23 protein-coding genes and 2 pseudogenes are annotated in these 22,860 nt (G+C 38.8%); 17 read left to right on the top strand and 8 right to left on the bottom strand.

Annotation, left to right across the window (positions count from 1 at the left end; genetic code table 11):
• Positions 1–34: 34 nt before the first annotated feature.
• From VCASEI_RS15640 to VCASEI_RS15630, 4 genes are all read left to right on the top strand, one after another.
• On the top strand, positions 35–316 hold the full coding sequence (locus VCASEI_RS15640) for a hypothetical protein (protein ID WP_110957823.1): 282 nt from the start codon (positions 35–37) through the stop codon (positions 314–316).
• Positions 317–468: 152 nt separating this feature from the next.
• Positions 469–1,619 (top strand): IS3 family transposase gene (locus VCASEI_RS15635; protein WP_110957783.1). Its coding sequence is split into 2 segments (ribosomal slippage): positions 469–712 and positions 712–1,619, totalling 1,152 coding nucleotides; the frame shifts between segments, so codons are not numbered across the junction.
• Positions 1,619–1,765 (top strand): hypothetical protein, encoded by a 147-nt coding sequence (locus VCASEI_RS19485; protein ID WP_162621089.1) that lies wholly within the window; start codon positions 1,619–1,621, stop codon positions 1,763–1,765. The genes VCASEI_RS15635 and VCASEI_RS19485 overlap by 1 nt, the downstream gene beginning before the upstream one ends.
• A gap of 28 nt (positions 1,766–1,793) precedes the next feature.
• Positions 1,794–2,944 (top strand): IS3 family transposase gene (locus VCASEI_RS15630; RefSeq protein WP_110957783.1). Its coding sequence is split into 2 segments (ribosomal slippage): positions 1,794–2,037 and positions 2,037–2,944, totalling 1,152 coding nucleotides; the frame shifts between segments, so codons are not numbered across the junction.
• A gap of 27 nt (positions 2,945–2,971) precedes the next feature.
• On the opposite strand, the gene VCASEI_RS15625 is transcribed toward VCASEI_RS15630, so the two are convergent.
• Both VCASEI_RS15625 and VCASEI_RS15620 read right to left on the bottom strand, forming a co-directional pair.
• Entirely contained in the window at positions 2,972–4,321 is a 1,350-nt protein-coding gene (locus tag VCASEI_RS15625; protein ID WP_089110880.1) for a recombinase family protein, read from the bottom strand.
• A 60-nt stretch (positions 4,322–4,381) separates the two neighbouring features.
• A pseudogene (locus tag VCASEI_RS15620) lies at positions 4,382–4,669 on the bottom strand (M48 family metallopeptidase); the annotation flags it as partial.
• Between the two features lie 278 nt (positions 4,670–4,947).
• On the opposite strand from VCASEI_RS15620, the gene VCASEI_RS15615 reads away from it, so the two are divergent.
• The 5 genes from VCASEI_RS15615 (at position 4,948) to VCASEI_RS15595 (ending at position 8,329) form a co-directional block, all read left to right on the top strand.
• Positions 4,948–5,367: a hotdog fold thioesterase gene (locus VCASEI_RS15615; protein WP_086959869.1), complete on the top strand. Its 420-nt coding sequence runs from the start codon at positions 4,948–4,950 to the stop codon at positions 5,365–5,367.
• Positions 5,364–5,600 carry a DUF3389 family protein gene (locus tag VCASEI_RS15610; RefSeq protein ID WP_086959868.1) on the top strand — a complete coding sequence of 79 codons (237 nt, stop codon included), beginning with the start codon at positions 5,364–5,366 and terminating at the stop codon, positions 5,598–5,600. The genes VCASEI_RS15615 and VCASEI_RS15610 overlap by 4 nt, the downstream gene beginning before the upstream one ends.
• A gap of 146 nt (positions 5,601–5,746) precedes the next feature.
• On the top strand, positions 5,747–7,441 hold the full coding sequence (locus VCASEI_RS15605; RefSeq protein ID WP_086959867.1) for an SgrR family transcriptional regulator: 1,695 nt from the start codon (positions 5,747–5,749) through the stop codon (positions 7,439–7,441).
• 50 nt (positions 7,442–7,491) lie between these two features.
• Positions 7,492–7,815: a divalent-cation tolerance protein CutA gene (gene cutA / locus VCASEI_RS15600; RefSeq protein ID WP_086959866.1), complete on the top strand. Its 324-nt coding sequence runs from the start codon at positions 7,492–7,494 to the stop codon at positions 7,813–7,815.
• A gap of 40 nt (positions 7,816–7,855) precedes the next feature.
• On the top strand, positions 7,856–8,329 hold the full coding sequence (locus tag VCASEI_RS15595; RefSeq protein ID WP_086959865.1) for a LabA-like NYN domain-containing protein: 474 nt from the start codon (positions 7,856–7,858) through the stop codon (positions 8,327–8,329).
• Positions 8,330–8,356: 27 nt separating this feature from the next.
• Here the strand turns inward: VCASEI_RS15595 and VCASEI_RS15590 are convergent, their stop codons facing one another.
• On the bottom strand, positions 8,357–8,539 hold the full coding sequence (locus VCASEI_RS15590) for a DUF2986 domain-containing protein (protein ID WP_086959864.1): 183 nt from the start codon (positions 8,537–8,539) through the stop codon (positions 8,357–8,359).
• 227 nt (positions 8,540–8,766) lie between these two features.
• Here VCASEI_RS15590 and queD point away from each other — a divergent pair, with 227 nt between their 5' ends.
• The gene (gene queD, locus VCASEI_RS15585) at positions 8,767–9,129 is read left to right on the top strand and encodes a 6-carboxytetrahydropterin synthase QueD (protein ID WP_086959863.1); all 363 of its coding nucleotides are present in this window, start codon (positions 8,767–8,769) and stop codon (positions 9,127–9,129) included.
• A gap of 14 nt (positions 9,130–9,143) precedes the next feature.
• Positions 9,144–9,812 (top strand): 7-carboxy-7-deazaguanine synthase QueE, encoded by a 669-nt coding sequence (queE, locus tag VCASEI_RS15580; RefSeq protein ID WP_086959862.1) that lies wholly within the window; start codon positions 9,144–9,146, stop codon positions 9,810–9,812.
• Positions 9,813–9,892: 80 nt separating this feature from the next.
• Here the strand turns inward: queE and VCASEI_RS15575 are convergent, their stop codons facing one another.
• Together VCASEI_RS15575 and trxC are read right to left on the bottom strand one after the other, a co-directional pair.
• Positions 9,893–11,053, bottom strand: coding sequence for an MFS transporter (locus VCASEI_RS15575; protein ID WP_374700987.1), 1,161 nt, complete (start codon positions 11,051–11,053; stop codon positions 9,893–9,895).
• Positions 11,054–11,260: 207 nt separating this feature from the next.
• Positions 11,261–11,695, bottom strand: a complete 435-nt coding sequence (gene trxC / locus VCASEI_RS15570; RefSeq protein WP_086959860.1) for a thioredoxin TrxC — start codon at positions 11,693–11,695, stop codon at positions 11,261–11,263.
• Between the two features lie 168 nt (positions 11,696–11,863).
• Here trxC and VCASEI_RS15565 point away from each other — a divergent pair, with 168 nt between their 5' ends.
• From VCASEI_RS15565 to VCASEI_RS15550, 4 genes are all read left to right on the top strand, one after another.
• Complete coding sequence (locus tag VCASEI_RS15565) at positions 11,864–12,955, top strand: ketoacyl-ACP synthase III (RefSeq protein WP_089110879.1); 1,092 nt, start codon at positions 11,864–11,866, stop codon at positions 12,953–12,955.
• Positions 12,956–13,188: 233 nt separating this feature from the next.
• Positions 13,189–13,611: a YeeE/YedE family protein gene (locus VCASEI_RS15560; RefSeq protein WP_086959858.1), complete on the top strand. Its 423-nt coding sequence runs from the start codon at positions 13,189–13,191 to the stop codon at positions 13,609–13,611.
• 11 nt (positions 13,612–13,622) lie between these two features.
• Positions 13,623–14,048 (top strand): DUF6691 family protein, encoded by a 426-nt coding sequence (locus VCASEI_RS15555; RefSeq protein ID WP_089110878.1) that lies wholly within the window; start codon positions 13,623–13,625, stop codon positions 14,046–14,048.
• 52 nt (positions 14,049–14,100) lie between these two features.
• Positions 14,101–14,346, top strand: a complete 246-nt coding sequence (locus VCASEI_RS15550) for a DUF2789 family protein (RefSeq protein WP_086959856.1) — start codon at positions 14,101–14,103, stop codon at positions 14,344–14,346.
• 8 nt (positions 14,347–14,354) lie between these two features.
• Here the strand turns inward: VCASEI_RS15550 and VCASEI_RS15545 are convergent, their stop codons facing one another.
• On the bottom strand, positions 14,355–15,104 hold the full coding sequence (locus tag VCASEI_RS15545; protein WP_086959855.1) for a 5-oxoprolinase subunit PxpA: 750 nt from the start codon (positions 15,102–15,104) through the stop codon (positions 14,355–14,357).
• 129 nt (positions 15,105–15,233) lie between these two features.
• Here VCASEI_RS15545 and galE point away from each other — a divergent pair, with 129 nt between their 5' ends.
• A complete protein-coding gene (gene galE / locus VCASEI_RS15540; RefSeq protein ID WP_086959854.1) occupies positions 15,234–16,250 on the top strand; it encodes a UDP-glucose 4-epimerase GalE in 1,017 nt (338 codons plus the stop codon).
• Positions 16,251–16,743: 493 nt separating this feature from the next.
• On the opposite strand, the gene VCASEI_RS15535 is transcribed toward galE, so the two are convergent.
• Positions 16,744–18,891, bottom strand: coding sequence for a TonB-dependent hemoglobin/transferrin/lactoferrin family receptor (locus VCASEI_RS15535; protein WP_086959853.1), 2,148 nt, complete (start codon positions 18,889–18,891; stop codon positions 16,744–16,746).
• A 232-nt stretch (positions 18,892–19,123) separates the two neighbouring features.
• Here VCASEI_RS15535 and VCASEI_RS15530 point away from each other — a divergent pair.
• Positions 19,124–20,016: pseudogene (locus VCASEI_RS15530) on the top strand (LysR family transcriptional regulator).
• A gap of 77 nt (positions 20,017–20,093) precedes the next feature.
• On the opposite strand, the gene VCASEI_RS15525 reads toward VCASEI_RS15530, so the two are convergent.
• Entirely contained in the window at positions 20,094–22,769 is a 2,676-nt protein-coding gene (locus VCASEI_RS15525) for a bifunctional acetate--CoA ligase family protein/GNAT family N-acetyltransferase (RefSeq protein ID WP_089110877.1), read from the bottom strand.
• Between the last annotated feature and the right edge of the window lie 91 nt (positions 22,770–22,860).

Raw genomic sequence — 22,860 nt, 5'->3', positions numbered from 1 at the left:
TTATAACACAATAATGAGGTATAAATTTGTATCCATGATCGAACAAGACCAACTAAACAAGATCGCTATACATATTCAAGATGAAACCATGAAATTGGCTTACTTTTTGTGTAGTGATTACACACGAATGAGCGAGCAAACAAAGCAAGTGATCGCTTTACTATCCATCAATCAAAGCTATGACCAAGTGATTGAGCACACAGGTTTTAACTTAAAGCCCGACACAATAAAACGCTATGCCTACCGCTATCGAGAAGTGATCGATTGTTGTAGTAATTACGCTACAGCCGAATATAAAAAACATCATCTAATCTAATAAGAGACTATAAAATGACCAAGAACGCATACGATACAAAACAAATTCCTTTCCCAATTCAAGACCGTATTAACAACCGTGTAGATACTTTGATCCGCTCCAGCTGTTTTGGACACTGAGTTAAGTGAGTACAATCACTAACGAGGTGAACAATGACAACTAAGAAAACTAGAATTAAACATTCCCCTGAATTTAAAGCAGAAGCCCTAAAACTAGCAGAGAGAGTGGGAGTAGCTGCGGCTGCAAGGCAGCTTTCTTTACATGAATCTCAAATCTACGGGTGGCGGAAGAACTCGAAGAAAGACACCAATACTAGTCAGCGAGAACAAGAGCTAGCCGCAGAGGTTGCCAAGCTCAAAAGGCAGTTGGCTGAGCAAGCAGAAGAGCTAGAAATTGTAAAAAAGGCCGCCACCTACTTCGCGAAAAATCTAAAGTAAATTGCTACGAATTTATGCTCGAACACCTGATGTACTTCAATATTGTACGTATGGCTAAGGTATTCGGGGTATCCCGAAGTGGGTTTTATTACTGGGTTAAACATCGCCATAAGGCTAGCCAACGCGAGGCAGTTCGCCAAGAGCTTGATACAAAGGTCAAAGAAGCTTTTGATAACAGCAAAGGCCGAGATGGCTCAAGGCGAATCCAAAAAGAACTGTCTGAGAGCGGTGATAACCACAATGTGAAAACCATTGCGGCCAGTATGAAGCGTCAAGATTTAACGCCGAAAGCGGCACGTAAATTTAAGTGCACGACAGACAGCAAGCATCAAATGCCAGTTGCTCCAAACTTGCTGGCTCAGAACTTTAACGCAGCGGCTCCGAATGAAAAATGGGCGGGAGACATCACCTATGTTGCGACAAGCGAAGGCTGGTTGTACTTGGCAGTAATTATTGACCTTTACTCAAGACAAGTAATCGGATGGTCTATGGATACCAGAATGACGGCTACGCTGGTCTGTGATGCTCTATCAATGGCTTTGTTCCGTCGCGAATTTCCTGAGCAGGTTATCGTTCATAGTGATCGAGGTAGTCAGTACTGCTCAAAAGATTATCGAGACCTCATAACTGTTTATAATCTAAAGCAAAGTATGAGTAGGAAAGGAAACTGCTGGGACAATGCTTGTGTTGAGAGCTTCTTCCATTCGATGAAAGTTGAAGCGATCCAATATGAGCCGATTATGACGAGAGACCAGATGCGTCAAACGATCTTCGAGTACATAGAGGTTGATTATAATCGGACAAGAAGGCACAGTGCTCTTGGGTATCTAAGCCCTGTTAACTTTGAACAGCAAAATGTCGCTTAATGAAGTGTCCAGTCTGGCTGGAGCAGATCACTTCTGATCCAACAAATAAAGCCATTATCGAAAAGAATAAGGTACTCAAGAAGATCAATGCTAAGTACGGAATGATGGTGGATGATCCGCTCCAGCTGTTTTGGACACTGAGTTAAGTGAGTACAATCACTAACGAGGTGAACAATGACAACTAAGAAAACTAGAATTAAACATTCCCCTGAATTTAAAGCAGAAGCCCTAAAACTAGCAGAGAGAGTGGGAGTAGCTGCGGCTGCAAGGCAGCTTTCTTTACATGAATCTCAAATCTACGGGTGGCGGAAGAACTCGAAGAAAGACACCAATACTAGTCAGCGAGAACAAGAGCTAGCCGCAGAGGTTGCCAAGCTCAAAAGGCAGTTGGCTGAGCAAGCAGAAGAGCTAGAAATTGTAAAAAAGGCCGCCACCTACTTCGCGAAAAATCTAAAGTAAATTGCTACGAATTTATGCTCGAACACCTGATGTACTTCAATATTGTACGTATGGCTAAGGTATTCGGGGTATCCCGAAGTGGGTTTTATTACTGGGTTAAACATCGCCATAAGGCTAGCCAACGCGAGGCAGTTCGCCAAGAGCTTGATACAAAGGTCAAAGAAGCTTTTGATAACAGCAAAGGCCGAGATGGCTCAAGGCGAATCCAAAAAGAACTGTCTGAGAGCGGTGATAACCACAATGTGAAAACCATTGCGGCCAGTATGAAGCGTCAAGATTTAACGCCGAAAGCGGCACGTAAATTTAAGTGCACGACAGACAGCAAGCATCAAATGCCAGTTGCTCCAAACTTGCTGGCTCAGAACTTTAACGCAGCGGCTCCGAATGAAAAATGGGCGGGAGACATCACCTATGTTGCGACAAGCGAAGGCTGGTTGTACTTGGCAGTAATTATTGACCTTTACTCAAGACAAGTAATCGGATGGTCTATGGATACCAGAATGACGGCTACGCTGGTCTGTGATGCTCTATCAATGGCTTTGTTCCGTCGCGAATTTCCTGAGCAGGTTATCGTTCATAGTGATCGAGGTAGTCAGTACTGCTCAAAAGATTATCGAGACCTCATAACTGTTTATAATCTAAAGCAAAGTATGAGTAGGAAAGGAAACTGCTGGGACAATGCTTGTGTTGAGAGCTTCTTCCATTCGATGAAAGTTGAAGCGATCCAATATGAGCCGATTATGACGAGAGACCAGATGCGTCAAACGATCTTCGAGTACATAGAGGTTGATTATAATCGGACAAGAAGGCACAGTGCTCTTGGGTATCTAAGCCCTGTTAACTTTGAACAGCAAAATGTCGCTTAATGAAGTGTCCAGTCTGGCTGGAGCAGATCAATAGTCGTTTAAGCTATCAGTGTTTTTTACTGTATCTGTCAATGCTTTATGTTCATCTACTTTTTGCTGTAATTCTTTTATTTTAATTTCTTGTTGTAACATCAGATCCAACATTGTTGGCGATTGCGTAGAGTTCCATCTTGTCTTGATATCTTCTAAAGTCGTTTCCGCTTGTTCTAATTTAGCATTATGTTCTTCCACTTGTCGCAAGTAATCAGGGGAAGTAATACGTTTTACACCATCTTCTAGACCTTCATTTATCAATAACAAGACTATTCTCTCTAATGTTTCAACGTCTAGCTTCCACAATAAATGGTTAGATTTCTTGGAAGATGCACCACAACAAAAATATTTAGCTCGTTTATTACTACTAGATTTATTAGCAGTTGCAGCCATTGAATAACCACATTCACCACACACTAAGACACTTTTTAAATCACTTAAAAGATAAATATTATCTGTGTAAGTTCTCTTTTTATTAGCTTTGGTTTTTTGGAGTTGTTGCCATGTATCCCAAGTGATCAAGGGTTGGTAATAATCGTCTAAAGTAAAATCTTGCTGTTTCCCATTTTCATCTTTTATTGTTACTTGCTTATTGCCTAATAAAGCCTTGTTGCTTCTTAGCTTGTAGATAGTTTCTATCGTCCAAAATGTGCCTGCTTTGCTAGTATTTCGTTGAGGCGGTAGGGGATACTTGTCTTGTAGTTGCTCTGATATTGTCTTATAGCCTATGCCTCTTATGAGACTATCAACAATAAACAAGGCGGATTCAGATAGTGAATTAAGTTTCCCTGTGGAATTGTCGATCCAAAAGGGTGCGCTAGTTAAGTTAGCTGTGAATGTTTTTTCATCTTGCCACTTCTTAACTGCGTTTATAATTGCGTCTCTATTCCGCTTTGCTTTAGTTTTACTTTCATTATGCGCACGACTAAATAAAACAGTAGCTAGTATGTAATCTGTATCATCGTTCTGATAAATCCTAGCTTCAGTTTCACTATAAATTTTCACACCATTTTCGACAATCGGGATAAAAACTTGTTCGTACGCTGCACCTAGCTTTAAGCGACTCAGACGGTCGAGAGAGTACACCGCAAGTATTGAGCCTTTGGGGATTTTCCCTGATTTGCAAGCCTGTATAAATTCAGTTAATGCGGTAGTAGCTTCAAGATGTTTTCCATGATAGGCGCTTAAACCTGCGTCATTAGCAAGCTCTACAAGAGAATAATCGGGATACTTTTCTTGTAAATCTGATAGTGTTTTATCACTTACTTGTATCTCAAGTCCTGATTTTTTAGTTTGTCTTTCTGAACTTACACGCCTGTAAATATAAATTTTTGGTTGTGACATAATTAGCCCCTCATGCTGTATTATTACAATATAACATGAAAAGTTTAATATGACTTATGCGGAATCAAAAACCACAACCTCCCATGATGTGAAACTTTCTTGCTGAGGAACTTGTTTAGTGATGGCATCAGCAACACATTTTACATAAGTGTTTATTTTAGGATCATGGCTTACCGTTTCGGTTTTCTTTAGTTGCTCAAAAGATTGAGATCCCAATTGAGACATTTCACTATCAGAGAACAAAATAACTTGGTTACGTCCTGTTGGCGAGGAAGAACAAGCTGTTAATACTGCCAATAGCAGATAACTGAGTGCAGCTGGTTTGAGATAATATGAAGAACAGTGCATATCTATTCCTTAATCCAAAATACGCAAAAAAATAGCAAAATCCTTGCCACCTTATGTATTAATGATAATTAAATTGTAAATCAGGTTTTAACGTGGTGCAATTTTTGGCTATCTATCCAATTTAAATGCCAATAGTTTGAAATGAATAATTTGAAAAAGTATGACTGAATTTATTAAAATTATTTACCAAGATCTCATGGTGCAATAAGCACTATTGAATTTATCTAATGATAAGAATATCTTAATCGCATCATTTTCATTTGTCACATAGGTTAAGTATGATTTGGAAGAAAGACGTCAGTTTAGAATTGTTGAATTCAACGTCAAAAAATACCTTAATGGAACATTTAAACATCGAATATGTCGAGATTACCGATAATAGTATTTCGGCAACGATGCCAGTAACGAGCATTACTCATCAGCCGATGGGGTTATTACATGGTGGGGCATCTGTTGTACTGGCTGAAACTCTTGGTTCACTCGCGGCTAATATGTGTGTTGGTGATGATGCTTATTGTGTAGGGCTTGATATTAATGCAAACCATATACGAGCAAAGCGTAATGGTGTTGCGACAGGGAAAACTTGGCCTATTCATCTTGGTGTATCAACTCAAGTGTGGCAAATTGAAATAGTTGATGAGGAACAAAGACTATTGTGTACCAGCAGAATTACCATGGCAGTAAAGCGTAAAAAATGATCATTGAATTTGTTCATGGAAAAATTATCGCCAATCAACACGAAATTGTGATTAAGTTAATGTCGATTCCTCACTCTAGCTTACAAGCACAAGTTGAATCATTAACATTAATTGGGCGTGGTGCGAATGTGATTACTGCCCATGATGCGGGATGTCAATGGTCTATGAAGCTTGATGACCACACTCAGCTTGAGCAACTGGCTGAGTTTTTATGCCTGCCAATTCATGAATAAAATAAAAGAGGAAACATCGAACTCAAGTGGTTCCTATCATTGCTTAGCTTTTAAGTCTGATTCAATATTTTAATCATGATTTGTTAGTTTTTACCTGCTAAAGTGGGAAATTATATAGTATCGTTTAAAAGTAGAGTTTCCCCTTTATGAGTAGCCCGCGCTTACGAACCCAATTTGAACGTTTATTTGAGCATTTTCAAGGTGAAGATGCAGTCATTCAGCTTGATGAACTTACCGATATATTGTGTTGCACTCGTCGTAATACGCGTATTGTTTTAAATAAATTAGCAGAAGAAGGTTGGATTGAGTGGATACCCGCAGCAGGGCGAGGAAAGCAGTCTCAGCTTGTTTTTAAACGCAACAAATATGATGTGAGCGATAACCTAGCAAAGCGTTATTTAGAAGAAGGTAGAATAGAGCATGCCTTAGCAGTGTTAGATAATGATCCTGCTCGCTTAACACAGGTATTCCAAGGTTATTTAGGGGTCAGTCATTTAGAAGGTCAGCAAGTTATTCGCTTGCCTTATTATCGCCAGATCGCGACGTTAAATCCGCTTAAACCAACGCGTCGTTCAGAGCAACATATCATACGGCAAATCTTTAGTGGTTTAATTAAACTAGATGAGGAGGGAGAGGTTCAATCTGATCTTGCTCATCATTGGGAAATGATAAGCGCGAGTCATTGGCGGTTTTATTTACGCTCAGGGATTCGTTTTCATAATGGTGATCGCCTGACGATGAATGATGTTATTGAAAGTATTCAGCGACTAGCCTCGTTTCCTCTTTTTGAACATATTCAGAGTGTGGATTCACCTTCAAGTAATATTATTGATATTCACCTGCATTCCGATGATCACTACTTACCGCTTTTATTAACGGAGACTCAGGCTAAAATTGTACAAAGTCAAATAGGTCACAATGAAAATTTTGATTTAATACCAAATGGCACGGGGCCTTATAGAGTAACGAGAAATGATAATGCTCGACTAGTATTGGAAGCTTTTGAACATTATTTTGGGTATCGACCATTAATCGAACGTGTTGAAGTTTGGGTGATTGATCAAGCACATTCTTCTATGGTTTATCCAAGCTTGACCCATCCGAATATTTCTCGTGAAGGTCAGTTTACCGATGTTGAGCTTGATCCGGGTTGTACTTATTTACTGTTGAATCGTTTATCTGGTATAGCCAAAAATAATCAATGGGCAGATTACTTATCACATAAGCTGAATCCTTTTAGTCTACTTAGACAAATACCAGATCAAAAAGTCATTGAATTAGGTTTACTACATGCTCATGGTTTAAAGCCGGGTTGGCATCATAGTGGTGTATTGGATCCTAACCCGATGCCACCAAAATTGATAGATGAAAAGGTGGATATTACCGTCGCCTACCATGCGAAACACCCGTTATTCCCTTATGTCGTTCAGTCCATGAAAGTCTTATTAAAAGAAGATGGTATCCAACTAAAAACCATTAAATACGATTTAACGGTCGAAAACCCAGATGCTGTTGATATTTGGCTAAAACCAATGGGATTGGCGAATAATCGTAAAGATGCATTGATCGGCTGGTTATTAGGCTACAGTGATATTAGTTCTATGAGTACAAATGAAAACTTTAATACATGGAAAGAATTAGTTTCGCAATGGCGAGAAACGGCTAACAATGAGTTTCCAGCCAAAGAGTTAGCAAAACAACTGGTAGAGACGAAACAACTTATTCCTATGTTTCACTGTTGGCTTGGTGTGAGTCAAGAGCAGTGTGGATCGTTACAAAATGCGACTTGTAATGCACTGGGATGGTTTGATTTTAGCCAAGTATGGGTTAAGCCTGACTAAAGGTGTCACCAAAGCTAATGAGTAAAATATTGTAGTGAAGGAGATAGAATATGGAGAGTCAAGACGGTTACGCCATTGTTTTATCAACGACTAATGATGAAGAGAGCCGACAGGCTATAATTGAATCACTTTTAAGCGAAAAATTGGCAGCTTGTATTCAAGTCGTGCCAATTAGCAGTTATTACCAATGGCATGGTGAGGTTAACTGCGATCAAGAATCATTGATGATTATTAAAATATTACACCGTCATTATAAAGATGTTGAACGACTTATTTTGGCACACCACAATTATCAAATACCGCAGGTGATCATGTTGCCCATTGAAACAGGGTTTCATGAATACTTACAGTGGATACAAAAAAACAGCAAGTAATACCGATTTTTATTTTTAATACAAACAGTAGTTGGACAGCATGCAGACAGTTTCAATCTTAGTTGATGTACAAAATATCTATTACACCACCCGCGATAAATATCAGCGTCACTTTGACTATAATGCCTTTTGGGCGGAAGTTATGAAGGATCGAACTTTGGTTCAAGCGAATGCTTATGCTATTGCACGCAGTGACGATAAGCAGAAACAGTTTCATAATATTTTGCGAGGAATTGGCTTTGATGTGAAGTTGAAACCATTTATTCAAAGGCAAGATGGATCGGCGAAAGGGGACTGGGATGTTGGAATTGCCTTAGATGCGATCGAATTAGCTGAAACATCCGATGTTATTGTTATTGCTTCAGGCGATGGAGACTTTGATTTACTGGTTAAACGTATTCAGCAACGCTATGGAAAAACAGTAGAAGTTTATGGTGTTCCAGGATTGACGGCGAATTCTCTGATTGAAGCCGCCGACCGTTATCAGGCGATAGAAGCATCGTTACTTTTATAGAAGTCAGCCATTAAGATTAAAACGAATTTATCCTTGCACTATAGATTCGTCGGATTTAGTGACTTCTGAAGCTTGCTGTGCCAGATCTTCTTCCATTTTAGCGCGATCAGCCTTTGAGATATATTTAGGCTTATTGGTGCTGTGAAGCTTAGCGTTTTGTTGCTTAAGACGCTTTTTCAAAATAGAATTTATTTTTTTCTTACGGTTCATGGCCTAATTCTCATAAAAATGGTGCGACATCATACCAGACTATCTAAATAGCGGATAAGCATTTCCATTCCCTATATCGGTAAAGTAGCAATATAGCCTTATGTGTCGCCTCTTTGCGCTCTAGAATACTCTTGAGTGCGGAATGTTAAGCAAAGTTTATCATTCACTTTCATTTCTGGATTGAGTTCTATATTCTTAGCGCAAATTTAAGATGAGATACAGTAACGATGACTTGCGAAATATATAAAGACTTTATTTTTGAAGCTGCCCACCATTTACCCAACGTTCCTGAAGGCCATAAATGTGGTCGTTTACATGGACACTCTTTTTTTGTTCGCTTGTATATCCAAGGTGAAGTAGATGCCACCACTGGCTGGATAATCGATTTTGGTGATGTTAAAAAGATATTTTCACCTATCTATGATCGCCTAGATCATTATTATTTAAATGATATCCCTGGGCTTGAGAATCCAACAAGTGAAGTGATCGCTAAATGGATATGGGAACAAGTAAAGCCATTATTACCAGAACTAAGCAAAGTTGAAATTAAAGAAACATGTACAGCTGGTTGTATTTACGTTGGTCAATAAGTTGTAGGTGATACTTGTATAAAATTAATGAGATATTTCAAACAATTCAAGGTGAAGGTTACTTTACTGGTGTGCCGTCGGTCTTTGTGCGATTACAAGTTTGCCCAGTAGGTTGTGCCTGGTGTGACACTAAACAAACATGGACTGCTGAGGCTCAAGATGAAACGACGCTTGGCGATATTATGCTTAAGCAGAGTGATAGTCCAACGTGGAGTTATGCGACGGCAGAAGAGATCATTCAGCAATATGTGATGAAAGGTTATACCGCTAAACATATAGTGATTACTGGTGGTGAGCCTTGTATTTACGACTTAACGTCGTTGACGGAAGCGTTTGAATCCATTGGTTGTCGTTGCCAAATTGAAACCAGTGGTACGTCAGAAGTGTTATGCTCAAGCAATACATGGGTGACAGTGTCACCAAAAATTGCCATGAAAGGCAAGCTTGACGTGTTAGATTCTGCGGTCCAACGTGCCAATGAAATTAAACACCCAGTAGGAACACAAAAAGATATTGATCATTTGGATTCTTTACTGAAAAAAGCAAATTGTGAGTCAAAAGGACATATTGCTTTGCAGCCTATTAGCCAGAAAGCGAGAGCAACAGAATTATGCATGGAGATATGCATTCAGCGTAATTGGAGATTATCCATTCAAACGCATAAGTATCTTAATATTGCTTAATGTAAAGCATGAAGATAAAAAAGGCCCTGGAATCTATTGGATCCAAGGCCTTTTTAATGTGTGGTAACGTGAATTACTTACTAATCTCCAGCGACGATGCGTTGTTTACCTTTTAAGCTTGCTGCAAACATATAAAGCGCAGTTGCTAATAAAATAACAAACAAGTAACCCATTAACCCTTCTGGGTTACGCATAAAATTATGCGCGACTAACGGGCCGAATACTGAACCAATGCTATAACTTAATAGCATGACTTGTGTTGCCGATACAATGTAAGCTTCTTCAAGCTGATGACAGCCTAGAGTAATGGCGATTGGGTACAAAGAAAATGTAGACATTCCTAATAATACTAAACAGATCGCTAATATAGAGTAGCTGCCATTTAGTGTTGTAATTCCAATGGAAAATACACCTAGTAAGCAAAATAGACCCATTAATAAACTTTTGCTCATGCGGTTACTTGCCCATGAAACTAAAGGTTGTACTGCCATTCCCCCCAGTACCAATAAAGCCATTAAAATACCTATATGGTCAGTGTCTACATGACGCGCTTTTAGTTCTAAAGGCATTAAGCCATAAACAGAACCTAGTAATAAACCAGAAACCGCACATCCAATGATCGCCGCTTTATCTAATTTTAAAATTTTGCGCAAGCTTAAACTTAAATGTTGCTGTGTTTCTGGCTGCTGGCTACGTCCAAAGACTAAAATAGACGTTGCTAGTAGAAGAATGACGAGAATGCTCATGAATGGAGCATTACCCTCATTGCCTAGGACACCAATACCAAGTTGACCTAAGGTTGATCCGCCATAAAGTGAAGCCATGTACAAGCCTAATCGTTTCGTACGGCTTTGTTCATCACCAATTAATAACCAGGATTCAACCACAACAAAAATTCCAGCTACAGCCATACCTGCAATAAAACGAGCAAACAACCACATAGATTGGGTTGGAATTAAAGGCATAACCGCAATAGTTAGCGAAAATAGAATTAAGAATAAAATAAATGAATATTTGTGGCCAATCTTTGCAACGATAGGCTCTATAAACATGGCACCTAAAAGCAACCCTGCATAAAAGGCACTAGCTAACCAGCTAGCAGTATCCGTACTTAAACCATATTGATCAAGCATCAAAGGAATCAGACTCATCAAATAGCCAGAAGCGATCGCATACAAAGAAAGGGCGATCACAGGTACTGTGAGGGATTGTTTTGATGAAGGTAAAGATACGTCTTTCACCGCCATACTCCGCTTTGGTTTAAAAATTAATGAAATAGATAAGGTTTTCGCGGCGAATATGGGGTTTATGATGTATTAAGTAAAATGATTTTTTTTTTACTTAACGATGAAAGAAATTAATTGATTGGTGAAGTGTAAATTTCCATAAGTTTCTAGCCTAAATACCATCATATTAGGCTAGGTTTTTTGAAGGTTTTAATGTGTTCTTTATTTAGCGATTGCTTGCGTTAGCCATTGAGAAAATTGAGTTTTATTCAGTGCACCATTAATGATATCTACTCGTTTTCCATCTTTGAATACCATAATGGTTGGAATACTTCTGATTTGATATAAAGCAGCAATGTTTTGCTCACTTTCGGTATCAATTTTTATAAACCTTATTTTTCCGGACATTTCATTGGCTGTATCTTCAAAAACAGGCGCAAAGCCAACACATGGGTTACACCATGGAGCCCAAAAATCGATGACGACAGGAACATTGCTTTTAAGAAGATGATTGATGTTTTCTGAAGTACCTGTAATAGGGGTTCCATCAAAAAGAGGAAGTTTACAACGACCGCAATTGGCTTGGTCAGATAATCGTTCGACCGGTACGTTATTTTTACCGTGGCAGTGTGGACATTCTGTTTTGAAAGTTGTCATTAGAGCCTCATGAGTATAGATTCATAATAAGTTATAAAGAACACCTTTCCTTATTTATAATATTGTAAATAAGGAAAGGTGTCGTATCAGTTTTTTAGCAATTATCGTATAATGTTGAGAAGTTTAAAATAATTAAAAATAAAACAATAAAATTCGAAGGTGTTTTTTATGGCCAATATTTATGCAGAAATTACAGGTTGGGGCAAATGTCTTCCACCCGCTGTTTTGACCAATGATGATTTAAGTACTTTTTTAGAGACATCCGATGAATGGATTCGTTCTCGAACTGGTATTGAAAGTCGTAGAATTTCACATGTTGAAACTTCCGATTTAGCCACTGTTGCCGCTAAAAATGCGATGCAAGCTGCCGGTGTTACTGCAGATGACATTGATTGTATTATTGTGGCTACATGCTCGCCTGATACACTGATTCCTAATATCGCTTCTAAAGTTCAAAATAATCTTGGTATTAAAGCCGCTGCGGCATTTGATTTGAATGCCGCTTGTACGGGGTTTTTATATGGGCTTGAAACGGCTACGCGTTTAATTCAAGCGGGGAATTACCGTAATGCAGTTGTGATTGGTGCTGAGCATCTTTCTTATTACCTTAACTGGACACAGCGTGATACGGCTGTTTTATTTGGTGATGGTGCTGGCGCTGTAGTGCTAAGTCGTCGAGAGCAAGATCAGCCTGTTGGTTTACAAGAAGCCGCATTAGGTTGTGATTCAGAAGGGCGAGATATTCTTGCTATTCCTAAATTTGGAACAAGTATGGATCGTTTTGCAGAGGACAGTGGTAACTGGAACTTTGATTTTGTCGGTAAAGATATCTTTAAACGTGCAGTAAAAGGCATGAATGCTGCAACTCAATCCGTATTGGAACGTTCTGGTTTAAAGAAAGATGAGGTTGATTGTGTTATCCCTCATCAAGCCAATATTCGAATTATTCAAACTTTATGTGATTTTGCGGGTATCCCGCAAGAAAAAGCATTTGTAAATATTCAAAAATACGGTAATACATCAGCAGCCACTGTGCCTATTGCGTTGTGTGAAGCCGTAGAACAACGTTTTGTTAAACCAAACATGAATATTTTGGTTGCGGCATTTGGTGCTGGACTTACTTGGGGGGCCGGTATGATTAAGTGGGGCGACCGTATTACTCCAGTTGAAGCGCAAACGGCTAAGCTTGAAGATTGCGATAAGACTGCTCTTCAATTGCTAGAAGAAGCTATTCAGCATTGTAAGTCTTACCAAAAATAATAAATGTTCTAAACGTCCATTAAGCTTGTTTGGTTTAGTGGACGCTTTATGATGATTTTTTATTATCTTATCTATTGCTCTTACCTATCAAAATCAAACTGATTACAATGTAACCTTTAGGTTTATGTAAATCCTGCAATGTGCTTTTTATTTCAAAGACTGATCTTAATGTTTTCCTTTTGTTTTATGATCATACCGTCACAAATAAAGAATATTAATTATAAGAGGTTGTTATGAGTATTCCATGGAATGCATTGTTTGGTGGGGCACTACTCGGTGTCTCTGCAACGTTACTTATGTTATTTAAGGGAAAGGTTGTTGGTATCAGTGGTATTTTAGGCGGAGTGCTGGCTCGTGAATCCTCTGATAAGGGTTGGCGTGTCCTATTTATTCTTGGATTAATTGCTGGTGGCTTTATCGCAAATATCATGATGGGTTTAGATAGCGTTGCGATACCTCAAATGTATTCGAGCAGCATGGTAGAGATGATGATTGCAGGATTACTTGTGGGACTGGGAACTAAGTTAGGTAATGGTTGTACAAGTGGACATGGTATCTGTGGAGTGGCACGATTTTCATTACGATCTGTTGTCGCAACGGTAATTTTTATGTTTGTTGCAGCCGTGGTCGTTTTCATCCGATTACATGTTTTATAAGGCCCACTAAAATGAAAAACTATTCATTTATCTCGTTGGTTTCAGGTTTGTTGTTTGGCGTTGGGATGGTTGTATCTGGTATGGTTGATTCGAGTAAAGTAACCGCCTTTCTTGATGTTTTCGGTGATTGGAAGATTGATCTCGCTTTTGTAATGGGAGGAGCTTTATTCGTTTTTACTCCTATGTATCATTTTGTCATCAAACCAAGGCAGAAACCGTTAGACCAATCAACATTTTGTTTGAGTAATAAAAAAACGATTGATTGGAAATTGATCCTAGGTGCGAGTTTGTTTGGCTTGGGTTGGGGAATCGTAGGTATTTGTCCTGGACCGGTGTTAGCGTCAATTTCAATATTGAACATAGACTTATTAGGTTTTATTGTGGCAATGATAATAGGCATGGTTATCGTTCAAAAATTCCAACACAAAATCGTATAATTGTCCTATTCTTTAAGTAGGTAAATGTGATTTATTTTATATGGGGATTGATATGGAAATGCACAGACATTCGTTAGAATCGTTATTTGAACAACTCGGTTTACCTCATACCGCTAAAGATATTGAATCCTTTATTCAGAAGAACTCTCCTTTGCTCGATCAGACATTACCCATACACCGAGCGTCATTTTGGAATGATTCACAGTCCGCTTTTTTAAAAGAAGCCAAAAAAGAGGATGCTGATTGGGTTGAAGTGGTTGATCAACTAGATGTGCTATTACGTACTTCTGAGCATTAAATTTATCACTATTTATTGTTTAGAGCCGTAAAAATACGCTTTATCGTGGCAATCGACTCTTCATTATCGCCGTGCACACAAAGCGTATCGGCTTGAATTTCAATCGTGTTGCCCTTAACAGTGGTTACGGTACCAAAGTTAGCTAATTGCATAGCTTGATAGAAAATGTCTTCACTCTTTCGGTGAAGTGCATTTGGGCTTTGACGAGAGACGAGAGAACCGTCATCTTTATAACTTCTGTCTGCAAATGCCTCGAATAATAGGGGGACGTTATATTCGTCCGCTATATCCAAATATTCGGTGTTATCGGCTTTGGCAAGGACCATTAAAGGAAGGCCTGTCGGCATTGCTGCTTGAACAATCGCTTCAAAAATCTCAAGATTATCCATCATATCATTATATAAAGCCCCGTGAGGCTTGATGTAATCTATTTGAGCGTCATAAAACGAGGCGAGATTTTGTAGAGCGCCAACTTGATAGCACACCAAATGTGAAATTTGTTCCGGTGTATGAGTAATAGAACGACGACCAAAGCCTAATAGATCTTGGTATGAGGGATGTGCTCCAATGCTAACATTGTGTTGTTGCGCCAGTTGAATCGTTTTCGCCATCATGTCGGGATCTGAAGCATGAAATCCACATGCAATATTCGCCATGTGAACATAAGGCATTATATGCTCATCTTGGCCCATATTCCATTGACCAAAGCTTTCACCCATATCACAATTTAATTTAAGTTTAGCAATTTCGAGAGTCATAATAGCCCTTTGAGACAGAACGAAATCATTGAGTTAGATAAAATAATATTGACACTCAAAAGCTGTATCATCAAGAAACATTGTTGTAAGGTGTCTATAATGACGAAAATTTATTAAATAGAGGGTCTTATGTTTGTTCTTATTACCGGTGGAATGGGGTATATCGGCAGCCATACATGTATTCAAATGATTGATGCCGGTATGACACCTATTATTTTTGATAATTTGTATAATAGTAAACCTACTGTTTTAGATCGTATAGAAAAAATCTCAGGTGTTCGTCCTATCTTCGTTGAAGGGGATATTCGTAATAAAACTCAGTTACTGTCTGTTTTAAATCAATACAATATCGAGTCAGTTATTCATTTTGCTGGATTAAAAGCAGTGGGTGAGTCTGTTGAAAAACCGCTTGAGTATTATGATACTAATGTCCATGGTACGCTTGTTTTAGTTGATGCTATGCGAGATGCAGGCGTGAAGTCATTGGTGTTTAGTTCGTCAGCAACAGTTTATGGTGATCCTGCTTCGGTGCCAATTCTAGAAAATTTCCCGACCAGTGCGACTAATCCATATGGCCGCAGCAAACTGATTGTTGAAGAGTGTTTAACTGATTTTCAAGCCGCTAACCCTGATTGGAGTGTTACTCTATTACGCTACTTCAATCCAGTAGGTTCTCACCCATCAGGTGAGTTAGGAGAGGATCCTCAAGGGATCCCAAATAATTTAATGCCGTTCGTTGCTCAAGTTGCGGTTGGAAGAAGAGAGTATTTATCGGTCTTTGGAAGTGATTATCCAACCAAAGATGGAACAGGAGTTCGTGACTATATTCATGTTATGGATTTAGCTGACGGTCATCTTGCTGCGCTTAATCATGTTGGTAATAAAAAAGGTCTGCATGTTTATAACCTTGGTACCGGTTGTGGTAATAGTGTTTTGGAAATGGTGACGGCGTTTGAAAAAGCATCGGGTAAAAAAGTGCCTTACAAGTTAGTCGCTCGTCGAGCGGGTGATATTGCTGAATGTTGGGCTAACCCAGCAAAAGCAGAAGCGGATTTGAAATGGAAAGCAACCCGATCGTTAGAGCAAATGACAGAGGATACATGGCGCTGGCAGTCAAATAATCCGCAAGGTTATCCTGAACAATAATGTATTTGTTGATAATTAAAAGTGATGTTTTAGTAATATAATACCTAAATATAGCGTTATCTTTTTATTTTCCAGTTAACCATATGAATAATAAGTATTAGTTTAAAATGCAAATTATATCGCAAATTTTGATTTTTTGTACATTTGAATAACAAAATTGGTTATAATGCGTTCGATTTTATTTAGGGTCGATGGGCCATATTATTTCGATAAACTTTTGGGGAAAAGTCATGTCATTATCGTTAGGATTGATTCTTGTGTTTATTATTGCTGCTGCAGTGATGATTAAGCATGAAATGTCTAAAAAATCTAATCTGGATACAAAGAGAAGCTAAAAATTTTTAATAGTCGCTTTATAGCTTCCCATTTTCCAATGTAAGAAAATAGCCAGTTATCTGGCTATTTTTGTTTTTAATACTTTAGGTAGCAGATAACCCCAATGCCTAGTTTATGTACAAGCTAGACATTGGGGGATTCAATTTTTACTGCTAGATTAGAATTGGTAATCTAAACTTACGCCCCAGTTTCTCCCTGATTGAGTACGGAAATCTTGATTATCACCTTGAGTTCGTCCATTTACATCAGAAAATAGCCAGTATTTCTTATCGAATGCGTTAAACAATCCAGCACGCAGTGTTAGATCTTCTATTGGACGATAATAGGTAGTTAAATCAACTAATGAATAACCAGGAGCTACGAAATTATCGCTCGTTGACCAATCATCTTTACTGGCTGCCATTGAAATATTAAGTAAGCCGCCATATACAAAATTAGTACTATCGTAGCCTAGTCCAATATTACCCGTTAGTGGAGCCACTGAGTCTAAATGATCGCCAGTCTCTTTATCTCTACCTTCTGCATAAGCAACGCTTAACTTACTATATAAACCTTTTGGCGCACCAAATGCTTGGTCTAACATCGTTGTCGATGAAAATTCTGCACCATAAATTTCAGCTTTACTGATGTTTTCTTTCGTATAAGCATCTTTTCCATCAATAGTGCCTAAGCTAGAATCATTAATGAAATCATTGTAATCATTATAGAAAGCAACAATTTCGAATCGAGTACTGTCATTTCTGCCTCTGAAACCGGCTTCGTATGAAGTGCTTTTCTCTGGTTTTAAATCGGGATTTGGTTCAACAACGGCACCTTGATTGTAGAAATAGTATAAATCATAAACCGTAGGTGCTTTAAATCCTTGGCTGATTTGAGCAAAACCACTAAAGCTATCACTAAAGTGATACACGCTACCAATTTTACCTGTAAATGCATCACTATCGCTATCAGGGTATTGAGTAGTGAATCCATCATCAGTTTCAGGAGAAGTGCTAAAGGAGTCATACCGTAAACCAGCAGTTAGAATTAAGCGTTCTTGCAAGAAAAACGCTTGGTCTTGAAGGTAGACTCCCCATTTTTGAACTGTTGAGTCAGGCATCCCAGTACTGCCGGGGGTTACGGTACCAAAGTCAAACTTGTAATCGGTATTTTCAAGTTCAAATTTATCATTGATAAACGTGATGCCATAGGTTAATTGGTGATAACTGTCACTTAATTCAACTAACTTATCAAACTGGGCATCGAATTGAATACTAGTATCTTTGGCGTCACGTTCACGTTCACGTCGTCCATTAGAAGGGGTTGTATCATAGTTTTTGGACAGTGAATCGGTACCCTGATAGGTTAATGACCACGATAAATTATCGGCCAGCACGGTATTCATTTGCCAATCATGAAGCAAACTGACTCGTAATCTTTTTGTTTCATCGTCATTATAATTATCGGTATAAACAAAACCTGGGAAAATCTGATAACCTTCATAAGATAGCTCGGTTTCATCATAATTTCTTTGGTTATATTCAACGGCGAGGCCGATACGATTCGTTTCATTAACTTGATAATAGATTTTTGCCAGTATATTACTAATATCTTTATCTGCTGGATCAGCCGCACCTCTATCTGGCCCACTGCTATCAGCACCATCACCATGAGTTTCTGTTTCATGTCCGTTGGCGTAAGTGAGCATTAATAAGGTTTCTAGATCGCCATGGCGTAGAGCCCAGGTCAGCGTATTTTTAAACGTTTCATCGGCAGACGTATACCCAGATTTAATACCAAAACGATTTTCATCACCATCAGTAACAAGTACATCTGATGGATCCTTTGTTTTGAAAAGTACGGCGCCACCTAAAGCATCAGAACCGTATAATGTAGAAGAGGGTCCTTTATTAATTTCAATTGCAGATAAAGTATCTATTTCGATATTATTTGGGTAAGAACGCTGTTCATTTGAACCAGGATTGTATGGTGTTGGCTGTTCTACACCATCCACCATCACTTTTATACGACTGTCTTCCATTCCTCGTATATTGTAACCTGAGATACCAAACCTTCCTGTACCTTGAGCCTCTACTCCTGGTGTATATTTCAAAGCTTGTTTAGGGTCGGTTGCCATTTCTTGGTTTATATCATTTGAGGAAACCGTTTCGATTGAGGCCGAGACATCTTTAATGTCTTGTTCTGTACGAGTCGCAGAAACGACCACTTCTTGTAATTCAGTTTGCTCGGCGGATACAGCGCTTGTAAACAAGGAGAAAGTAATAGATGTTGCCAATAAGGTTGGTTTAAACTTGGGGGTATACATATAGTTTTCCATTCACTATGTTAATATTTGGTTTCGCATTCTACTTAACTGTAATGATAATGACTATCATTTGTAATTGCATTTGGTTGGTATTTTTATAAGTAAGAGACATTGATGTTTTTATTGTTATTAAATTTCAATTAGTTAATTTGTATGTGCACATTTAACCAACTCGGATTTAATATCCATTTCGTGATATATGTCACATTTGTACTGTGTGGGAGCATTTATTTTGAGTAGTAGCCTGACATTAGAAGCACTACAAGTGCTTGATGCGATAGCTCGGCGGGGAAGTTTTGCTGCTGCGGCGCAGGAATTGAATCGTGCGCCATCATCACTGAGTTATCAAGTTCAAAAATTAGAGCAAGATCTTGACCTTGTTATCTTTGACCGTTCAGGGCATAAAGCGGTATTTACTGAAGCGGGACAGTTACTCTTAAATAGAGGAAGGATATTACTGTCAGCCGCTAATGACTTAGTTGAAGATGCCAATATACTTGCCCACGGATGGGAACTTGAGATTTCCATTGCCTACGATTTATTACCCATTCAATTTTTTTTCCACTCGTGCATGACCTATCTTCCGTATCTAAATCGAGGGTTAAATTGCAAGAAGAAGTATTGGCGGGTAGTTGGGAAGCATTATCTTATGACCGGGCTGATATACTGATTTGTCCTAAACCAGAACATATTCCTATTGATGTGAAAATTGAGACATTGGGAAACTTAGACATGGTGTGGGTTGCGGCACCTAAGCACATTGTACATAAAAGAACCTCTGATTTTGGCCATCAAACAAGAAAAAAATATCGCGCCATCGCTATTGCTGATTCTGCTAGAACGGCTCCTAGGCTCAGTAGAAATTTAGTTGATGATCAGCCGCGATTAACGGTGAGTAATTTTCCTGTAAAAATAGAGTCACTATGTGCAGGACTAGGTATTGGCACTTTGCCTCGTTATGTAGCTAATCCACTGATAGAACAAAAAAAGCTAGCTATAATTGAAGGAAGTGAGGTCCTATCTTTTGAAATGGTGATTGCTTGGCGACGTAACAAAATGGGGAAAGCAAAATCTTGGTGTATTCAATATTTGAAAAAGTATTGGAAAATCAGTGATTTTAATTAAAATTGAAGTTTGTTTATCTTGCTGCAGGCCACAAAATAAAGTATCTGTACCCACAGTAAGAAATAATATCCAATAAATTAAAGTATCAGTAGCATATCAACAGTGTTGTCTTCAAAATGGATGTCTGTTTTAAAATTTAACTTTTTAGCTAAAGACACCATACCTTTATTGGAGGGCATAGTGATACCACTTAACCTAACTGTTCCTTTAGTTTTGCTGTAATCGATGAGTTTTTGCATCAATAGTTTGCCTAAACCAATACCTTTTAGATCTGAACGAACTAAAATGGAAAACTCTGCATCATAATTATGTGAATCTGCCACAACGCGAGCGACGCCCAATAGTATCTCTCGTCCATTTTCTATTTTAGTTGCCACGAAAGCCATTTCACGGTCGTAATCTATTTGCGTCAAATTTGCCAATGCTTCGTGATTAAATTCACCAACATCAGAGAAGAAGCGCTTATAAAGGTCTTCTCGTGACACTTGGGTGATGAAATCTGCCATTTTTTGTTCATCTTCGGGGAGAACTGGTCTAAATAAACATTGTTGGCTATTTTTTAATTCAAGTAACTGTTCGAGTTCAACCGGGTAAGGTTTAATTGCTAGTCGTTGCCGTGGCACACCATTTTTAGCTTGAAGCTTTAAGCTTGCATCAATAACGGTAAACTCGTTTCCACTGGCCAGAAGAGGATGTAGATCTAGGCTTATTATCTCAGGGCTATCAATGACCATTTGTGAAAGACGAACTAATAGTTCACATAAAGCGATGGTATCAACAGGATTAGGTAATTGTTCCAAGTGTAACTTTCCCACTCGCATCGAACGAATAACTAAATATCGAGCGAGGGCCATATTTAGAGGTAATAAGGCAACAGAGGCGTCTTGGTTCATATCCCACTCCATTCCACTTTGTCCTAGCATGATGACCGGACCGAAGATGGGATCACTTTCTATTCTTATTCGAAGCTCTTGAGCACCGGCACGACTTGCCATACATTGAACTGAAAGTCCTTGTATCAACGCGGAAGGATAAGATAAAGCGGTTCTATCTAATATCGCTTGTGCTGCGCTGGCAACTTCATTAGCATTTCGTAAATTAAGCATAACTCCTTGAACTTCCGATTTATGCAGAATGTCGGATGAACGAAGCTTAACCGCGACAGGGTAGCCAATACTTTCACTAATATGTACCGCTTCACTTGGATCAGCAGCTAACCAAGTTGGTAAAACCGATATGTTATAACTATCAAGTAATTTACTAATTTGGTGAGAGGCATAGTTGGTTTCACTTTCTTTAACATGGCTACTAATCCATTGTTTGGCTTGTTGAAGCTGAGTTGCATTTCTTAATTCTACAGATGATGGTGTTTCCATTAATTGTCTTTGGTTACGTCGATACTCCACAAGATGCATATAAGCACCAACGGCACCTTCTGGAGTCCTATAGGTTGGAATGCCTGCTTTAGTGAAGAGCAAGCGAGCTTCTTTTGCGGTTTCCTCACCAGACCAATTAGTTAAAATATTAAATTGTTTACTTTTTTTATGAGATTTAATGATATCAATTATAGCCTGCGCAGTTTGTGTCGGATGAGATATCGCGGAAGGGCTGTGCATAACTAAAATGGCATCAATAGATTCGCTGTCTAATAATACGTTTAGTGTTTTTGCATAGCGTTGGCTATCTGCATCGCCAACAAGATCTATTGGATTGTTATGTGACCAAGCTGGTGGCAAGAATAAACTTAATTGGTCAATAGCCTGGTCAGATAAACTAGCAAGTTTTCCCCCTCGGTCAATTAAAGCATCGACAGCCATAATCGCGGGCCCACCTCCATTTGTTATTATCGCTAAGCGTTCACCGCGCAGAGGTACAGCATGAGTAAGGGTTTCTAGAGCAGCAAATAGTTCATGAGTATTATTTACTCGAAGCATCCCTGAGCGTTTAATGGCTGAATCATAAATGATATCTAAACTTTGGCTACCACGAGTGTGAATGGACGCAGCTTTTTGACCTTCAGTACTCCGGCCACTTTTTAATACAAGGATTCGTCGATTTCGTGAAGCACTTCTTGCTGCAGACATAAAGGTTCTTGCATCTTTTATTGAATCAACATAGAGCAAAATAGCAGACGTTTTGCTATCAATTGATAACGTATCAAGCAGCTCTGAAAAATCAATATCAATAGCATTACCTAGGGAAATAAAGGCGGAAAACCCGATGCTTTTATCATTAGCCCAATCCAAAATAGTTGTACATACTGCTGCTGATTGAGAAATAAAAGCAATGCTTCCTTGTGACGCTGTCACAGGTGAAAGGGAAGCATTAAGGTTTAGCCAAGGAAGAATAATACCTAAACTATTTGAGCCTAATATCCGCATATTGGCATCTCTTGCTATTGCTAAACATTCGTCATCAAGTGTTTCATCCGAATGAATCGTTTGGTGCATATCTGACGATATTACTATTACTGCGCCAACCCCAAGCTTGGTAAGTTGTTGGAAAATTAGTTTGTTATATTTTGCATTGGTACAAATCATGGCGAGGTCGGGAATTAAAGGCAGATGGCTAATACTTGAGTAAGCTAAGACACCATTTACTGATCTATATTTAGGCGTGACTGGCATAATTACCCCTTGAAACCCACCATGCAGTAAGTTATGCATTACTATAGAGCCAGCACGAAAAGGACGTTGGGAAGCACCAATCACAGCAATGGAACTTGGTTTTAATAACTTGTCTAGATTTTGCATTTATCCCTCGTTAAACAATAGATTGGTAGCAAGGCGAGTGGTGTAAATATAATAATCTCATTCCTAGATAAAAGTGTGAAAGGCGTGTCTG

The sequence above is a fragment of the Vibrio casei genome, assembly GCF_002218025.2.
Lineage (GTDB): Bacteria > Pseudomonadota > Gammaproteobacteria > Enterobacterales > Vibrionaceae > Vibrio > Vibrio casei.
Note: the sequence above shows the minus strand (reverse complement) of the source record. Positions and strands in the feature narration are given on the sequence as shown.

What these genes read in the sequence shown, in the direction of transcription:
- VCASEI_RS15640 (WP_110957823.1), top strand. Translation starts at nt 35, where the DNA reads ATGATCGAACAAGACCAACTAAACAAGATCGCTATACATATTCAAGAT.
- VCASEI_RS19485 (WP_162621089.1), top strand. Translation starts at nt 1,619, where the DNA reads ATGAAGTGTCCAGTCTGGCTGGAGCAGATCACTTCTGATCCAACAAAT.
- VCASEI_RS15625 (WP_089110880.1), bottom strand. Translation starts at nt 4,321, where the DNA reads ATGTCACAACCAAAAATTTATATTTACAGGCGTGTAAGTTCAGAAAGA.
- VCASEI_RS15615 (WP_086959869.1), top strand. Translation starts at nt 4,948, where the DNA reads ATGATTTGGAAGAAAGACGTCAGTTTAGAATTGTTGAATTCAACGTCA.
- VCASEI_RS15610 (WP_086959868.1), top strand. Translation starts at nt 5,364, where the DNA reads ATGATCATTGAATTTGTTCATGGAAAAATTATCGCCAATCAACACGAA.
- VCASEI_RS15605 (WP_086959867.1), top strand. Translation starts at nt 5,747, where the DNA reads ATGAGTAGCCCGCGCTTACGAACCCAATTTGAACGTTTATTTGAGCAT.
- cutA (WP_086959866.1), top strand. Translation starts at nt 7,492, where the DNA reads ATGGAGAGTCAAGACGGTTACGCCATTGTTTTATCAACGACTAATGAT.
- VCASEI_RS15595 (WP_086959865.1), top strand. Translation starts at nt 7,856, where the DNA reads ATGCAGACAGTTTCAATCTTAGTTGATGTACAAAATATCTATTACACC.
- VCASEI_RS15590 (WP_086959864.1), bottom strand. Translation starts at nt 8,539, where the DNA reads ATGAACCGTAAGAAAAAAATAAATTCTATTTTGAAAAAGCGTCTTAAG.
- queD (WP_086959863.1), top strand. Translation starts at nt 8,767, where the DNA reads ATGACTTGCGAAATATATAAAGACTTTATTTTTGAAGCTGCCCACCAT.
- trxC (WP_086959860.1), bottom strand. Translation starts at nt 11,695, where the DNA reads ATGACAACTTTCAAAACAGAATGTCCACACTGCCACGGTAAAAATAAC.
- VCASEI_RS15565 (WP_089110879.1), top strand. Translation starts at nt 11,864, where the DNA reads ATGGCCAATATTTATGCAGAAATTACAGGTTGGGGCAAATGTCTTCCA.
- VCASEI_RS15560 (WP_086959858.1), top strand. Translation starts at nt 13,189, where the DNA reads ATGAGTATTCCATGGAATGCATTGTTTGGTGGGGCACTACTCGGTGTC.
- VCASEI_RS15555 (WP_089110878.1), top strand. Translation starts at nt 13,623, where the DNA reads ATGAAAAACTATTCATTTATCTCGTTGGTTTCAGGTTTGTTGTTTGGC.
- VCASEI_RS15550 (WP_086959856.1), top strand. Translation starts at nt 14,101, where the DNA reads ATGGAAATGCACAGACATTCGTTAGAATCGTTATTTGAACAACTCGGT.
- VCASEI_RS15545 (WP_086959855.1), bottom strand. Translation starts at nt 15,104, where the DNA reads ATGACTCTCGAAATTGCTAAACTTAAATTAAATTGTGATATGGGTGAA.
- galE (WP_086959854.1), top strand. Translation starts at nt 15,234, where the DNA reads ATGTTTGTTCTTATTACCGGTGGAATGGGGTATATCGGCAGCCATACA.
- VCASEI_RS15535 (WP_086959853.1), bottom strand. Translation starts at nt 18,891, where the DNA reads ATGTATACCCCCAAGTTTAAACCAACCTTATTGGCAACATCTATTACT.
- VCASEI_RS15525 (WP_089110877.1), bottom strand. Translation starts at nt 22,769, where the DNA reads ATGCAAAATCTAGACAAGTTATTAAAACCAAGTTCCATTGCTGTGATT.